This is a genomic window from Marinobacter orientalis, from assembly GCF_004792665.1.
Taxonomy (GTDB): Bacteria; Pseudomonadota; Gammaproteobacteria; order Pseudomonadales; family Oleiphilaceae; genus Marinobacter; species Marinobacter orientalis.
Genome location: NZ_SRZX01000002.1, coordinates 134,551 through 149,385, shown reverse-complemented (window position 1 = coordinate 149,385; position 14,835 = coordinate 134,551). Strand labels below are relative to the sequence as shown.

Annotated in this window: 13 protein-coding genes; all 13 read left to right on the top strand. The window is 58.5% G+C overall.

Annotated features, from left to right (window positions below; genetic code table 11):
- Window positions 1–49 precede the first annotated feature (49 nt).
- The 13 genes from truA to DIT72_RS08930 all read left to right on the top strand — a co-directional run bounded on the left by truA (window position 50) and on the right by DIT72_RS08930 (window position 14,793).
- Complete coding sequence (gene truA / locus DIT72_RS08990) at window positions 50–946, top strand: tRNA pseudouridine(38-40) synthase TruA (protein WP_135954911.1); 897 nt, start codon at window positions 50–52, stop codon at window positions 944–946.
- 7 nt (window positions 947–953) lie between these two features.
- Window positions 954–1,583 (top strand): phosphoribosylanthranilate isomerase, encoded by a 630-nt coding sequence (locus tag DIT72_RS08985; protein WP_135954910.1) that lies wholly within the window; start codon window positions 954–956, stop codon window positions 1,581–1,583.
- Complete coding sequence (gene trpB, locus DIT72_RS08980; RefSeq protein ID WP_206081093.1) at window positions 1,576–2,784, top strand: tryptophan synthase subunit beta; 1,209 nt, start codon at window positions 1,576–1,578, stop codon at window positions 2,782–2,784. Before DIT72_RS08985 ends, trpB begins: the two co-directional genes overlap by 8 nt.
- Before the next feature lie 20 nt (window positions 2,785–2,804).
- The gene (gene trpA / locus DIT72_RS08975; protein WP_135954908.1) at window positions 2,805–3,617 is read left to right on the top strand and encodes a tryptophan synthase subunit alpha; all 813 of its coding nucleotides are present in this window, start codon (window positions 2,805–2,807) and stop codon (window positions 3,615–3,617) included.
- Window positions 3,618–3,658: 41 nt separating this feature from the next.
- Window positions 3,659–4,585: an acetyl-CoA carboxylase, carboxyltransferase subunit beta gene (gene accD, locus DIT72_RS08970; protein WP_135954907.1), complete on the top strand. Its 927-nt coding sequence runs from the start codon at window positions 3,659–3,661 to the stop codon at window positions 4,583–4,585.
- Window positions 4,569–5,885, top strand: a complete 1,317-nt coding sequence (folC, locus tag DIT72_RS08965; protein ID WP_135954906.1) for a bifunctional tetrahydrofolate synthase/dihydrofolate synthase — start codon at window positions 4,569–4,571, stop codon at window positions 5,883–5,885. The genes accD and folC overlap by 17 nt, the downstream gene beginning before the upstream one ends.
- 121 nt (window positions 5,886–6,006) lie before the next feature.
- Complete coding sequence (locus DIT72_RS08960) at window positions 6,007–6,639, top strand: SPOR domain-containing protein (RefSeq protein WP_135954905.1); 633 nt, start codon at window positions 6,007–6,009, stop codon at window positions 6,637–6,639.
- A 95-nt stretch (window positions 6,640–6,734) separates the two neighbouring features.
- On the top strand, window positions 6,735–7,304 hold the full coding sequence (locus DIT72_RS08955) for a CvpA family protein (protein ID WP_135954904.1): 570 nt from the start codon (window positions 6,735–6,737) through the stop codon (window positions 7,302–7,304).
- A 35-nt stretch (window positions 7,305–7,339) separates the two neighbouring features.
- Window positions 7,340–8,872: an amidophosphoribosyltransferase gene (purF, locus tag DIT72_RS08950; RefSeq protein WP_135954903.1), complete on the top strand. Its 1,533-nt coding sequence runs from the start codon at window positions 7,340–7,342 to the stop codon at window positions 8,870–8,872.
- A 30-nt stretch (window positions 8,873–8,902) separates the two neighbouring features.
- On the top strand, window positions 8,903–10,144 hold the full coding sequence (locus DIT72_RS08945; RefSeq protein ID WP_135954902.1) for an O-succinylhomoserine sulfhydrylase: 1,242 nt from the start codon (window positions 8,903–8,905) through the stop codon (window positions 10,142–10,144).
- 6 nt (window positions 10,145–10,150) lie between these two features.
- Window positions 10,151–12,766: a DNA translocase FtsK gene (locus tag DIT72_RS08940; RefSeq protein WP_135954901.1), complete on the top strand. Its 2,616-nt coding sequence runs from the start codon at window positions 10,151–10,153 to the stop codon at window positions 12,764–12,766.
- A gap of 12 nt (window positions 12,767–12,778) precedes the next feature.
- Entirely contained in the window at window positions 12,779–13,450 is a 672-nt protein-coding gene (lolA, locus tag DIT72_RS08935) for an outer membrane lipoprotein chaperone LolA (protein WP_135954900.1), read from the top strand.
- Window positions 13,450–14,793 (top strand): replication-associated recombination protein A, encoded by a 1,344-nt coding sequence (locus DIT72_RS08930; protein WP_135954899.1) that lies wholly within the window; start codon window positions 13,450–13,452, stop codon window positions 14,791–14,793. The genes lolA and DIT72_RS08930 overlap by 1 nt, the downstream gene beginning before the upstream one ends.
- Window positions 14,794–14,835: the final 42 nt, after the last annotated feature.

Sequence of the window (14,835 nt, the reverse complement as noted above, 5' to 3'; positions counted from 1 at the left end):
AAAAGCCGGCGTTTTGTTTTGTTATCAGCACCGCTATTCGGATACTTCATTGTTTCTTACACCGCAACCACTGACCACCGACCATTCCATCGGGGCTGGGCGTGTCGCACTGGCCTTCGAGTATGATGGCCGGGGATTCCACGGCTGGCAGTACCAGAAGTCCGGTGTCCGTTCTGTGCAGGGAGAGCTGACCCGCGCCGTTTCACTGGTGGCGGACCATCCGGTCGATCTGGTCTGCGCTGGTCGAACGGACGCAGGTGTCCACGCCAGTTACCAGATTGCCCATTTCGAAACGCCTTCAGTACGCAACCGACGTTCATGGGTAATGGGTATCAATACGTCCCTGCCGGCAGACATTGCCGTGCATTGGGCAGGTAATGGTAGCGGTGATTTCCACGCACGTTTTTCGGCAACCTATCGTCGTTATCGATACGTGATTTACAATCACCCGGTACGGCCCGGCATCCTCAGTGGCCAGGTCAGCTGGACCTTTCGACCACTGGACGCGCAGTTGATGAACCAGGCGGCCCAGTTCCTGCATGGAGAGCATGACTTTTCGTCATTCCGGGCCGCAGGTTGCCAGTCAAGATCGCCCATACGCTTTGTTGAGGCGATTAACGTAACCCGAAAGGGCGAATTCGTCGTAATTGATATCCAGGCCAACGCCTTTCTTCACCATATGGTGCGCAACATTGCCGGCGCACTGATGGCTGTTGGCAGCGGGAAGCAGCACCCGGAATGGATTCGTGAGATACTGGGCAGCAGAGACAGAACGGCCGCGGGAGTGACTGCGCCACCTCACGGGTTGTACCTTGTGGATGTGGGATACCCGGCTGAGTTTTCGATTCCGGCGGCACAATGCGGGCCGGGTTTTGTGACGCCGTGGTTCAGTCCCGCTGACAACCGGCCACGCAGTCCGACTCACATACATCGAAAGCAGCGATGATTGCCTTATGAGAACCCGAGTCAAGATTTGCGGGATTACCCGGCACCAGGACGTGGTGGATTCGATTGCCGCTGGAGCGGACGCCCTCGGGTTTGTATTCTATGAACCGAGCCCCAGGTGCGTGACGGCCAGGGAAACCAGGGAGCTTGTCAGGGCAGTGCCCCCGTTCGTGACAGCAACAGGGCTGTTTGTGAACCCGGAAGCAGGGTTCGTGAGAGAGGTACTGTCACAGGTGCCTCTGGACCTGCTGCAGTTTCACGGCGACGAATCCCCTGAATTCTGCAACAGTTTCGGTGTGCGCTGGATCAAGGCGGTGCGGGTACGGGAAGCTCTGGACATTGACAACGCGTTCCGCGCTTACGGCAACGCCAGTGGCTTGTTGGTGGATGCCTGGGATCCGCACAGGTACGGCGGAACCGGGCAGGCTTTCAACTGGTCGCTGATTCCGGGAACCCGCCCTCTGCCACTCATATTGGCCGGCGGGCTGGCTTCTGATAACGTATCCCGCGCTATCGCGCAGGTTCGGCCCTGGGCTGTTGATGTCAGTGGTGGTGTTGAAAGCAGCAAAGGCATCAAAGACATCGAAAAAATCACTGATTTTATAAACGAGGTTCACCGTGTCGATGAAACTGACTGAAGAAATGCTCAAGGCGCTTCCGGATGCGCGGGGTCACTTTGGCGCCTACGGCGGAAGATTTGTTTCAGAAACGCTGTTTGATTCACTGATGACCCTTGAGCGCGAGTACAAGAGGCTCAGGGATGACCCTGAGTTTCAGGCCGAATTCGACAGGGACCTGGCGCATTACGTGGGCCGGCCCAGTCCGTTGTATTTTGCCGAAAGGCTGACCCGTGAAACCGGTGGTGCGCAGATCTGGCTCAAGCGCGAAGACCTGAACCACACGGGTGCGCACAAGGTGAACAACACCATCGGCCAGGCGCTTCTGGCCCGTTTTCTTGGCAAGAAACGGGTGATAGCCGAAACCGGCGCCGGGCAGCACGGCGTGGCCACGGCAACCGTCTGTGCCCGCCTTGGTCTCGAGTGCCACGTGTTCATGGGCGAAGAGGACATCAGACGACAGTCGCCGAATGTATACCGGATGAAGCTGTTGGGCGCCGAGGTCCACTCGGTCACAAGTGGCACCCGCACGCTGAAGGATGCCATGAACGATGCCATGCGGGACTGGGTCGCCAATGTTGATGATACTTTTTATATCATCGGCACGGTGGCGGGCCCCCACCCCTATCCGTTGCTGGTTCGTGACTTCCAGTCGGTGATTGGCCGGGAAACTCGCGCACAGTGTCTGGACCGGACCGGCAAGCTGCCGGACGCACTGGTGGCCTGCGTAGGTGGCGGATCCAACGCCATCGGCATGTTCTATCCGTTCCTGACTGATGAAAGCGTCGAACTGTATGGTGTGGAAGCAGGTGGCCTTGGTATCGATACCGGCCAGCACGCCGCACCCCTGAGCGCCGGCCGGCCGGGTGTACTTCACGGCAACCGGACCTATCTGATGGAAGACGAAAACGGCCAGATCGCCGGTACGCATTCGGTGAGCGCCGGCCTGGATTATCCGGGCGTTGGTCCGGAGCATAGCTGGCTCAAGGACATTGGCCGGGCACACTACGTCTCGGTGACTGACGACGAGGCGCTGGACGGCTTCCGTAAGCTGACCCGCGTCGAAGGCATCATGCCGGCGCTGGAAACTGCCCATGCGGTTGCGTATGCAATCAAGCTTGCTGCATCCATGGATAAAGACAAGGTGGTGGTTATTAACATCTCCGGACGCGGTGACAAGGATATGCAGACCGTCGCTGAAATTGATGGCATAGAAGTTTAAGCAACAGCAAAGGAGCAGGCATGAGTCGAATCGAAGGGGTGCTCAGGACCCTCAGGGAACAGGGTCGCAAGGCGTTGATCCCGTATATTACCGCAGGGGATCCGCACCCGGATCAGACCGTTGGCTTGATGCACACCCTGGTTGACGCTGGCGCAGACATCATCGAACTGGGTGTTCCGTTTTCGGACCCCATGGCAGATGGCCCGGTGATCCAGCAGGCCTGTGAGCGGGCGCTCAGGCACGGAACCTCATTGCGCCAGGTGTTGGCGATGGTGAAAACCTTCCGTGAAAAAGATGATGCAACGCCCATCGTGCTGATGGGCTATCTTAATCCCATGGAAGCCATGGGCCAGGAAAAGTTTGCCGATGGTGCTGTCGATGCGGGCGTGGATGGCATCCTGACCGTGGACCTGCCGCCGGAAGAGGCGGATGAAGTGGCGCCGTTGTTCACCGCGCGTAACCTGGATGCGATATTTCTGCTGGCACCGACCACCACCGATGACCGGATTCGTGCAATCAGTGAGCACAGTTCCGGCTATGTGTACTATGTTTCATTCAAGGGTGTGACCGGCGCTGGCAAAATTGATGTGGATGAGGTTGCCGCGAATGTCGCCCACATTCACGAACTCACGGCACTACCGGTAGCTGTCGGCTTCGGTATCCGTGACGCAGCCACCGCTGCAGCTGTCGGTCAGGTATCCGATGGTGTAATTGTCGGCAGTGTGCTGGTAGATACAATAGCCCGGAATCAGGCAGATCCTGATCAGCTCAAGCGGGCGCTGTCAGATCTGCTTCACCCGATGCGCGAAGCACTGGACAGCCTGCCCTCCTGACACACAGGTATCCGGCAGGCATATAAGGACAGGATGAGATCATGAGTAACTGGCTGGACAAGATCATGCCGAGCAAGATCCGCTCGGAATCCAAGCAACGGACCGGGGTCCCTGAGGGGCTCTGGAAGAAGTGCCCGAAGTGTGGGGCCTTTCTCTACAAGCCGGAGCTCGACAAGAACCTGGATGTCTGTCCCAAATGTCAGCATCACTTGCGAGTGACGGCCCGCCGCCGCCTGGATATCTTTCTGGACAAGGAAGGCCGCCAGGAAATTGCGGCAGATCTGGAGCCCTGGGATCGCCTGAAGTTCAAGGACAGCAAGCGCTACAAGGACAGACTGGCCCAGAACCAGAAGGCGACCGGCGAGAAAGACGCGCTTGTGGCCATGCGTGGCAACTGCCTGGAGACGCCCCTGGTTGCGGTGGCGTTCGAATTCAACTTCCTTGGCGGCTCCATGGGCCAGGTGGTGGGTGAGAAATTTGTCCAGGCTGCCAACGTGTGCCTGGAAGAGCGGATTCCCCTGGTCTGTTTCTCTGCCAGTGGCGGCGCGCGAATGCAGGAAGCCATTCTGTCGCTGATGCAGATGTCCAAGACTGCAGCGGTGCTTGAGCGCATGAAGCAGGAAGGCATTCCCTACATTTCGGTGATGACGGATCCGGTGTTTGGTGGCGTTTCCGCCAGCCTGGCCATGCTGGGTGACCTGAACATCGCAGAGCCCTATGCGCTGATCGGCTTTGCCGGGCCCCGCGTTATCGAGCAGACAGTTCGCGAAAAGCTGCCCGAGGGCTTCCAGCGCAGCGAGTTCCTGCTGGAGCATGGCGCCATCGACATGATTCTGCACCGCCACCAGATGCGCCAACGCATTGCAGCATTGCTGGCCAAATTTGCCGGTCTGGAAAAGCCGGCTACGGAAGCACCGATCGAGTTCGAAGTATCGGAGCGACCGGAAAGCGATGTCCCCGTCGAATGATTCCAGCGCCCGGCACCTTCAGATGCCGGGCGCCGGAGCCACGCTTGAGCAGTGGCTTGCTTATCTTGAATCCATCCATCCTTCCGAAATCGACCTCGGCCTCGATCGCGTTCTTCTGGTGCTACGGCGACTGTTCCGCCGCAATCCGTCAGCGCGGATCATTACTGTTGGCGGTACCAACGGCAAAGGCAGTGCCGTTGCAGCTCTCGAGCAACTGCTGATCAGGGCAGGGCGGTCGACCGGCGCTTACACTTCGCCGCACCTTCAGCACTACAACGAACGTGTCCGCATCAATGGCACGAACGTTACTGACGAAATGCTGGTTGGCGCCTTTGAACGGGTTGAAGCGGCACGGGGCAACACCACGCTGACCTATTTCGAGTTTGGCACTCTGGCCGCGTTTGTGTTGTTTGAGCAAGCCGGGGTTGAAGACTGGGTTCTTGAGGTGGGGCTTGGCGGTCGGCTGGATGCGGTGAATGTGCTGGATCCGGATCTGGCGATCATTACCTCGGTGGACATAGATCATGTGTCCTTTCTCGGCGACAACCGTGAGGTTATCGGCTTCGAGAAGGCGGGAATACTGCGCCCCGGTATCAATGCCATTTATGCGGACATCAATCCTCCGGCGTCCGTGCTCCAGCAGGTTTCCGCCCAGAAAGTACTGCTGGAGCGCCCCGGTGAAACCTATCAGCTTGTACTGTCCGGGGATGACGGCAGGGCTGCAGGGGGATTTACCCTCAGGCAGGACCGTTACGGTGATGAGGTCAGAATTCCCGACACCGGCCTTCCTGTCCACAGTCTTGCCGCTGCGGTTGTTGCCATCCGTCAGCTTGAACCCGGCCTGGCATTGTCGTCTATCGAACGGATACTGGCGGAGCTTACGCTGCCCGGGCGTTACGAGGTTCTGAAGCTTTCGCCCCGGGTGATTGCGGACGTTGGTCACAACCCCCATGCGGCAGCCTGGCTGGCTGACCGGATCGCCCGGCAGCGCAAGCCCGCCGGCCGTGTCATCGCGGTCTACGCCGCACTCGCCGATAAGGATGTGGAAGGCGTAGCCCGGGCAATGAGCCGGGTTGTGGATCAGTGGCACCTTGCCGGTCTGGCGGTTCCCCGGGGCCTGGGCTGCCGGGAACTCGCTGCACGCCTCGCCGATATTGTCGGGGAGGCCTCGCCAGAGCTTTCGTCATCGGTCGGGGAGGGCCTGGAGCAGGCACTGGCGGAAGCGGCGAAGGATGACCTGGTGATTGTGTTCGGGTCATTCCATACCGTTGCTCAAGCCCGTGATGCTCTGGGAATATGACCCGTCTTAAATATCGGTCATTCCCGTCGTGAGGCTTTGAGTTCTCGTCAGGCGGCGGTTACTATCGGGCACAGTATTGGTCAATCATGGCAAGTCTTGGATGAACAGGGGATAGCGTAACGTGGACGGACTGAAGCAAAGAATTATCGGGGCGCTCGTACTGGTGTCTCTTGCCGTTATCTTTGTGCCGATGATGTTTGATGAGCCACACTCCGAACGTGAGTCCACCTCCATCAAGATTCCCGAGGAGCCCCCCTTTCCCGAAGTTGAAGCGCCGGAACCCGAGGTGACCAGTACACCTGCCTACCGTCTCGAAGAATCCGGTAACGGAGAGTCGCAGCCTGCAGTACCCGAACCTTCTTTTGAAGAGCCGCCGCAGGAAGTATCCGGGGTGGAGGCGCCCGAGCCGGCTCCCACGGCTGAAGCGCCTGAGGTATCCCGGCAGCAAGCCAGCGAGCCTGAGCCGGAAGAGCCGGCCAGCGAAGAGAGCTCTGCCGAGTTTACCCGGTCCCTGGAAGGCGCATGGGTGGTCCAGTTGGGCAGTTTCGGCAGCAGTGATAACGCCAGCGCACTGCGGGACAAGGTCCGCGACAAGGGCTACAATTCCCACCTCCAGCGAGTAACCCGCGGCGACGCCGAGCTGACCCGGGTCTTCAGTGGCCCCTTTGCCGAGAAAGCAGAAGCCGAAAAGGCCAAGCAGGTCCTGGACAAAACCTTCGGCCTCAACAGCCTGGTAACCTCCGGGGGCAAATAGGATAGCGGGTGGCGGTCAGTATTGCGTAATGGGCGGTTTGGTCGGGTGACGTTTCCTGATAGAATTCGCGCTTCCGTTTCTCCACCGGGTTTTCCATGGATGCGCTGATCTGGATCGACTGGGTCATCATTGCCCTGATTACTGTTTCTACCCTTATCAGTCTCAAGCGTGGCTTCATCAAGGAAGCGTTGTCGCTGATAACCTGGGTGGGTGCGTTCATCATTGCCAGAACGTTCCACCCCCAGATGCAGTCTCTCCTTGAGGGCACCGTTGAGACCCCATTGGTACGCCTGGTAGCCGCGTTTGCCATCCTGTTTTTTTCCACCCTGATCGTTGGTGCCATCATCAATAACCTGATTGGTCATCTGGTAAGGGCTACCGGCCTGTCCGCGACCGATCGGGTGCTGGGTATGGGCTTCGGTCTGCTGCGGGGGGTGGTGGTGGTGATTGTTGCAATTGCCTTGACCCGCTACACACCCCTTGCAGAGGATACCTGGTGGCGCACGTCTGTGATGATTGACCGCCTGGCTGTGGTAGAAGACTGGTCACGAAGGACGCTTGGAGACGAATTCGCCCGCTTTCTCGGGCCTGCAGGTGGAAGCATGGACGAGCCGCCCGATTCTCAACAGGAAGATATCGTGGAACCCGCTTCCGCGTACCGCTAACATTCAGTTTTAACGCTTCGGAGATTACCGTATCCATGTGTGGCATTGTCGGCATAGTCAGTACTTCCAATGTGAATCAGTCGCTTTACGACGCGCTGACCGTATTACAACACCGGGGCCAGGATGCAGCGGGTATTGTTACCTTCCAGGATGAGCGTTTCTTCCTTCGCAAGGACAACGGGCTGGTACGGGATGTGTTCCGTACCCGCCATATGCGTCGGCTGGTAGGCAATGTGGGGATCGGCCATGTCCGTTATCCTACCGCCGGCAGTTCCAGCTCTTCCGAGGCTCAGCCGTTTTATGTCAACAGCCCCTACGGCATTACTCTGGCCCACAACGGCAACCTGACCAACGCCGAAGACCTCAGCAACGACCTGTTTCGTACCGATCTGCGCCATATCAACACCAACTCGGATTCCGAGGTATTGCTGAACGTGTTCGCCCATGAGCTTCAGAAACTGGGCAAGCTCGACCCGACCAAGGAAGAGATTTTTTCCGCCGTTCGCGCTGTGCACAAGCGTTGCCGGGGCGCTTATGCAGTCATTGCGATGATCACCGGCTATGGCATCGTCGGCTTCCGCGACCCCAATGGTATTCGTCCTGCCTGTTATGGCGTGCGCAAGACTGAAGACGGGGAGGAGTACATGATTGCTTCCGAAAGCGTCGCCCTGAGCGCAGCCGGATTCAAGCTGGTGCGGGATATCGCACCGGGGGAGGCGGTATACATCGAAACCGATGGTACGCTGTATGCCCAGCAATGCGCAGAAGATCCCCACCTCTATCCGTGCGTGTTCGAGCATGTGTATTTCGCGCGGCCCGACTCTATTATTGACCAGGTGTCGGTTTACAAGGCGCGTCTGCGAATGGGTGAAACCCTGGCGGAAAAGGTTCTGCGCGAACGGCCGGATCATGATATTGACGTCGTGATGCCCATCCCGGACACCAGCCGTACGTCCGCGATGCAGATGGCCCATCGGCTTGGCGTGAAATTCCGTGAGGGCTTCATCAAGAACCGCTACATCGGCCGTACCTTCATCATGCCGGGCCAGAAGATGCGCAAGAAATCCGTGCGCCAGAAGCTCAACCCCATTGATCTCGAGTTCCGCGGTAAGAACGTGATGCTGGTGGACGACTCAATTGTGCGGGGCACGACCTGTAAGGAGATCGTCCAGATGGCCCGCGATGCCGGTGCCCGCAAGGTGTATTTTGCTTCCGCGGCACCTCCGGTGCGGTATCCCAACGTGTACGGCATCGACATGCCGTCGGTGAATGAACTGATTGCCCACGATCGCAGCGTTGATGAGATCGGCCAGTTGATCGGGGCCGACTGGTTGCTGTATCAGGATCTGGAAGACCTGATTACCTGTGTCAGCGACGTTAACCCGGATATTGAAGGCTGGGAATGCTCGGTGTTCACCGGCAACTACATTACCGGTGATGTGAACGCTGCGTATCTGAACAAGCTGGAAGCCGCCAGGAACGATGAAAATCGCTTTCAGGCCGGTGGCGGAGATTCTTCGGATTCCTCCGATAACGGTATTATTGATCTGTATAACGACGAAGATTGAACGGGCCATGGTTGTAAACAGGAGTTTGTCATGACTTATCGCCGCGAGGAGCATGTTCTGATCCCCGAATCGGATCTTGAGGGCATGTCTGTGGACACTCTCGCGGTCCGTGCCGGGCAGATCCGTACCGGCCAGCTTGAACACAGCGACGCGATTTTCCCCACGTCGAGCTTCGTCTACGGCAGCGCGGCCCAGGCGGCAGCTCGCTTTGGAGGCGAGGAGCCGGGTAATATCTATTCCCGCTTTACCAATCCCACTGTGCAGGCGTTTGAGGCCAGAATTGCAGCAATGGAAGGCGGCGAGCGGGCGGTGGCCACGTCCTCAGGCATGGCAGCCATCCTGGCTACCTGTATGGCCTTGCTGAAGTCCGGTGATCACGTGATCTGCTCCCGGGGTGTGTTTGGCACCACCAATGTCCTGTTCCAGAAATACCTGGCCAAATTCGGCCTGGAGACCACCTTTGTGGGGCTGACGGATATGGCTGGCTGGCAGGCTGCGATACGGCCCGAAACCCGGATGATCTTCATTGAAACGCCGTCCAATCCGCTGTGTGAAGTGGCGGATATGGCGGCTCTGGCGCAACTCTCCCATGACAATGACGCGTTGTTTGTGGTGGACAACTGCTTCTGTACGCCAGTGCTTCAGCGCCCGTTAGAGCATGGCGCAGACATCATTATTCATTCCGCCACCAAGTTCCTGGATGGACAGGGCCGCTGCGTTGGCGGTGTGGTGGTTGGCCCCCACAACCTGATGGAAGAAGTCTACGGTTTTCTGCGCTCGGCCGGCCCCACCATGAGCCCGTTCAACGCCTGGGTTTTTCTTAAGGGTCTGGAAACCTTACCAATCCGTATGCGCGCCCACTGTGACAATGCGTTAGAGTTGGCCAGATGGCTGGAGGGGCAGGGCACCGTTGACCGCGTATTCTATGCCGGCTTGCCCGACCATCCCCAGCACGAGCTGGCAAAGCGACAGCAGAGCGGCTTCGGCGGCGTGCTCTCGTTTACCGTAAAGGGCGGAAGGGAACAGGCCTGGAGGTTTATCGACTCCACCCGGATGATCTCCATTACCGCCAATCTCGGCGATGTCAAAACAACCATTACGCATCCGGCCACAACCACCCATGGCCGACTGTCTCCGGAAGACAAGGAGCAGGCGGGCATTACCGAAAACCTGGTACGGATCTCGGTAGGTATTGAAGCTGTTGAGGATCTCAAAACCGACTTGCAGCGCGGATTTGAGGCTCTTGAAAATTACCGTCAGGGAACTGTCTGAGCATTCATGGCTGAGAGCGCAAAAGCAAAAAAATCAGGAGAGCTGACAGACAAGCAGTTGCGATTCCGCCGTTTTCTGGCCCAGGGGGCCCGGGAAGGGGCAGTGATCGCGCTGATTGCACTGTGTATCTATCTGGGTATGGCACTGGTGACTTTCAGCCCTTCTGACCCCGGCTGGGCCAGTATCGGGCATGAAACCAGCGTGCAGAATTATGCCGGTCGCACCGGTGCCTGGCTTGCCAGCCTGCTCCGTGACTTCTTTGGCCATGTGGCCTTCCTGTTCCCGGTAATGATCGCGGCTTACGCGCTGATGCTTATCCAGCGGCGAAATGATCCCATCGACATGCACATGCCATTGTTTCTGGTGAGATTTGGCGGATTTCTGCTGATCCTGTTGTCGGCAACCAGCCTGTTGTCGCTGTACTCGGTGTTCGGGCTGGGGATCAGTTCCGGTGGCGTGCTGGGAGCGGCGGTTTCCGATGCCATGGTGCGTTTCTTCAATCTGCCGGCAACAACGCTTTTGCTGATTGCCATCTTCCTGTTTGCCTTGACGGTCAGTACCGGGCTTTCCTGGTTCTGGTTGATGGATCAGCTGGGCAACTTCACTCTGCGGGTCGCTGACCGCACCAGGAACCTGTTTTCATCCGCCGGCAGTGCGCGGCAGCCTTCGGGTACTCCAGACACGGCAGCGACAGGGCCCGCCAGCAAGCGTGCAGAGCCGCCGGTCGTACGCGACAGGGTTCCGGCAGCGGGCAAAGACAAGCACACTGACGGTGCGTCCTGGTGGCGGCGCCTGCTGCGTCTCGGGCCGCGCAAAGCGAAGGCAAAAGCAGCAGTGCCCCCGAAAGAGCGGCGTGAGCCGGGTCTCGAGGGTGTGCACCCTGTGGATGATGTCGAGCCGGCGCGGCTTGAGAGCTTCAGCTCGCGGGATGACAGCGCGCCGGATTCAGAAGTTCCCGAAAACGGTCGGGATATCCCGGAAGCCGGTCGCAAGAGTGGCAAGAAACCACCGCCTGGCAAGTCCCTGAAGATCTCTCCGTTCAAGCGCGAAGACCAGTCTGCAACAAGCGGGAGTGGCAGCAGCAAACAGGCATCGCTACTGGAGGATATTGAAAGCCCCATTCCTCCCATCTCGCTGCTGGATCCGCCGGAGGAGCGCAAGGAAAAAGGGTATTCCGAAGAGTCACTTGAACATATGTCGCGGCTTCTGGAAGAAAAACTGGCGGACTTCGGCGTTTCTGTGGAAGTGGTCGAGGTTAACCCCGGGCCGGTTATTACCCGCTTTGAAATCAAACCGGCGCCCGGCGTGAAAGTGAGCAAGATCTCCAACCTGGCGAAAGACCTGGCTCGCGCACTGGCGGTTCTCAGTGTTCGCGTGGTCGAGGTGATCCCCGGAAAATCCGTTGTCGGTATCGAAATACCCAACGAAGAACGGGAAATGGTCCGCCTCAGCGAGGTACTGAGTGCCCGGGTGTTCACGGAATCCTCCTCTGCGCTGACCCTGGCGCTGGGGAACGATATCGGCGGCAACCCGATGGTAGCCAATCTTGCCAAGATGCCCCACTTGCTGGTCGCCGGTACCACCGGTTCCGGTAAGTCGGTGGGCGTGAACGCGATGCTGCTGAGTATGCTGTTCAAAGCCACTCCGGAAGAAGTCCGCTTTATCATGGTGGACCCGAAGATGCTGGAGCTGAGCATCTATGACGGTATTCCGCACCTGCTGGCGCCAGTGGTCACGGACATGAAGGACGCCGCCAATGCCCTGCGCTGGTGTGTGGCGGAAATGGAGCGGCGTTACCGGCTGCTGGCAAGCCTGGGCGTCCGTAATCTGGCCGGCTACAACCGCAAGGTGAAGGATGCGGTGGCGGCAGGAGAGCCGCTGCTGGATCCTACCTGGAAGCCGGATCAGTACCTGGCAGATGATGAGCAGGAACGGCCCGAACTTGAGACCCTGCCGTTTATCGTGGTGGTGATTGACGAATTTGCCGACATGATGATGATTGTTGGCAAAAAAGTGGAAGAACTGATTGCGCGGATCGCCCAGAAAGCCCGCGCCGCCGGTATCCATCTTATTCTCGCCACTCAGCGACCCTCGGTTGATGTGATTACCGGCCTGATCAAGGCCAATATTCCCACCCGTATGTCGTTCCAGGTGTCGTCCAAGATTGACTCCCGCACAGTTCTGGATCAGGGCGGTGCGGAGCAGTTGCTGGGCCACGGTGACATGCTTTACCTGCCCCCGGGGTCGGGCTTGCCGGTGCGTGTTCACGGCGCCTTTGTGGACGATGATGAAGTGCACCGGGTGGTCAGTGCCTGGAAAGCCCGTGGTGAGCCGGTTTATGTCGACGATGTTCTCAACGGCGCCGAAGGTGAAAACCTGCCCGGTGTGCCGAGCCTGAGCGAAGGAGGCGGCGACAGTGAGGGGGACGCCCTGTTCGATGAAGCCGTGGCGTTCGTGACCGAAGGCCGGCGTGTTTCGATTTCATCCGTCCAGCGGAAATTCAAGATCGGCTACAACCGGGCAGCAAACCTGGTAGAGGCCATGGAAGCATCCGGTGTGGTCAGCTCCGCCGGGCACAACGGTGCCCGTGAAGTACTGGCACCACCGCCACCAAGAGATTAGGAGTACAGATCAATGAAGAGATCACCAAGGAGTTTGTGGCTGTTATCGATGTTCGCGGCACTGCTCGTGTCTGTTATGCCGGCCCAGGCGGAAAACACGGGTGACGGGCAGAGTGGTTCTGACGCCGCAGCCAAACTGGCTTCGATGCTGGAAAGTTACCAGTCCTTCCAGGCCAGATTCATCCAGATTGTGGTGAATGAAAATGGCAACCGGGTCCAGGAAAGCCGCGGCTCCCTCAAGGCCAAGCGCCCGGGACTCTTCTATTGGGAAACCAGCCAGCCCCATTCCCAGTTCGTGGTCAGCGATGGCGACAAGGTAGAGGTTTACGACCCGGATCTTGAGCAGGTTACCGTTCACAGCCTGGATGAAAAAGTCTCGACAACCCCTGCGTTGCTGCTGAGCGGGGAAGTGGACAACCTTGATGAAACCTACAAGGTATCCATGAGGTCTGTCGGTGACGACACCCGGGAGTTCACTCTCGAGCCCAGGAGCGAGGATTCGCTTTTCATCTCGCTGCGGCTGACCTTTTTCAAGGGTGAGTTGCAGGAAATGCGAATGCAGGATTCCCTGTCCCAGCTGAGTGTACTGAGTTTTGACGAGATCCGGGTCAACGCTGAAGTGAAAGACAGCGCCTTTGTTCTCGACTATCCCGAGGGCGTGGATGTGATCCGGGACGGGGCCTGATGCAGGAGAGCCTGTTCGGGGAACAGCAGGGGTTCCGGCCCCTGGCTGCACGAATGCGTCCGGCAAGCCTTGACGAATACGTCGGTCAGGCACATCTCGTCGGCGAGGGTAAACCGCTGCGCCGGGCGGTGGAGCAGGGGCAGCTCCATTCCATGATCCTCTGGGGGCCTCCGGGCGTTGGCAAGACGACCTTTGCCCGCCTGCTTGCCAACCTCAGCGATCTGAGCTTCGAGACCGTATCCGCTGTTCTGAGCGGCGTAAAGGACATCCGCGCAATTGTGGAGCGGGCGAAAAATCGCAAGCGCGGCGAAGGGCGGGATACCCTGCTGTTCGTTGACGAGGTTCACCGTTTCAATAAAAGCCAGCAGGACGCCTTTCTTCCCCACATCGAGGACGGCACCTTCATTTTCGTGGGGGCCACCACAGAAAACCCTTCGTTTGAGCTCAACAGCGCACTGTTGTCCCGCACCCGGGTCTATGTACTGAAGAACCTGTCGGATGACGATATTCTGGAACTGCTGAAGCGGGCGCTGTCTTCCCCGGAAGGTCTGGGCGGACGTTTCACGGTTGAACAACCCGTGCTCGACCTCATTGCATCGGCGTCGGGGGGAGACGCCAGGCGGGCGCTGAATATCCTTGAAGTGGCAACGGATCTTGCCGAGCCTGATGGCGAAAACAGCGCGAAAATAACCCGTGATCACCTGGAACAGGTCCTCCAGACCAGTCTCAGACGCTTCGACAAGGGCGGCGATGTTTTCTACGACCAGATATCGGCGTTGCACAAGTCGGTGCGGGGCTCGGACCCCGACGGTTCCCTGTACTGGTTGTGCCGTATGCTGGACGGTGGCTGTGATCCCCTTTACGTGGCGCGCCGTCTGGCAAGGATTGCCAGCGAGGACATTGGCAATGCCGATCCCAGGGCGCTGCAGATTGCCATGGATGCCTGGGAGGCACAGGAGCGACTGGGCTCACCGGAAGGTGAACTGGCCCTTGCCCAGGCGGTCACATACCTGGCGCTGGCACCAAAGAGCAATGCCGTTTACAAGGCGTTCAACCAGTGCATGGCTGATATCCGCAATGATCCGGACTACGAAGTGCCTGTCCACCTGCGCAATGCGCCCACCAAGCTGCTTAAATCCATGGGTCATGGCGATGAATACCGTTACGCCCACGATGAGCCTGAAGCGTTTGCTGCCGGCGAATCCTACCTGCCGGAAGCCATCCATCCACGGCGGTACTATGTACCGGTAAACCGTGGCCTGGAAATCAGGCTTGCTGAAAAGCTGGAGCGGCTTGATCAATGGAACCGCAACAGTCCCCGCAAGCGCTACCCGCAAAACTGAAATTGTCCGCCTGACCGTGCCTGCTGTAGCCACAGACATCCT

Excerpts from the sequence above, each read along its gene's own strand:
- DIT72_RS08955 (WP_135954904.1), top strand. The coding sequence starts at position 6,735 with ATGGATGCGCTGATCTGGATCGACTGGGTCATCATTGCCCTGATTACT.
- DIT72_RS08945 (WP_135954902.1), top strand. The coding sequence starts at position 8,903 with ATGACTTATCGCCGCGAGGAGCATGTTCTGATCCCCGAATCGGATCTT.
- folC (WP_135954906.1), top strand. The coding sequence starts at position 4,569 with ATGTCCCCGTCGAATGATTCCAGCGCCCGGCACCTTCAGATGCCGGGC.
- DIT72_RS08985 (WP_135954910.1), top strand. The coding sequence starts at position 954 with ATGAGAACCCGAGTCAAGATTTGCGGGATTACCCGGCACCAGGACGTG.
- DIT72_RS08930 (WP_135954899.1), top strand. The coding sequence starts at position 13,450 with ATGCAGGAGAGCCTGTTCGGGGAACAGCAGGGGTTCCGGCCCCTGGCT.
- purF (WP_135954903.1), top strand. The coding sequence starts at position 7,340 with ATGTGTGGCATTGTCGGCATAGTCAGTACTTCCAATGTGAATCAGTCG.
- trpA (WP_135954908.1), top strand. The coding sequence starts at position 2,805 with ATGAGTCGAATCGAAGGGGTGCTCAGGACCCTCAGGGAACAGGGTCGC.
- DIT72_RS08940 (WP_135954901.1), top strand. The coding sequence starts at position 10,151 with ATGGCTGAGAGCGCAAAAGCAAAAAAATCAGGAGAGCTGACAGACAAG.
- accD (WP_135954907.1), top strand. The coding sequence starts at position 3,659 with ATGAGTAACTGGCTGGACAAGATCATGCCGAGCAAGATCCGCTCGGAA.
- lolA (WP_135954900.1), top strand. The coding sequence starts at position 12,779 with ATGAAGAGATCACCAAGGAGTTTGTGGCTGTTATCGATGTTCGCGGCA.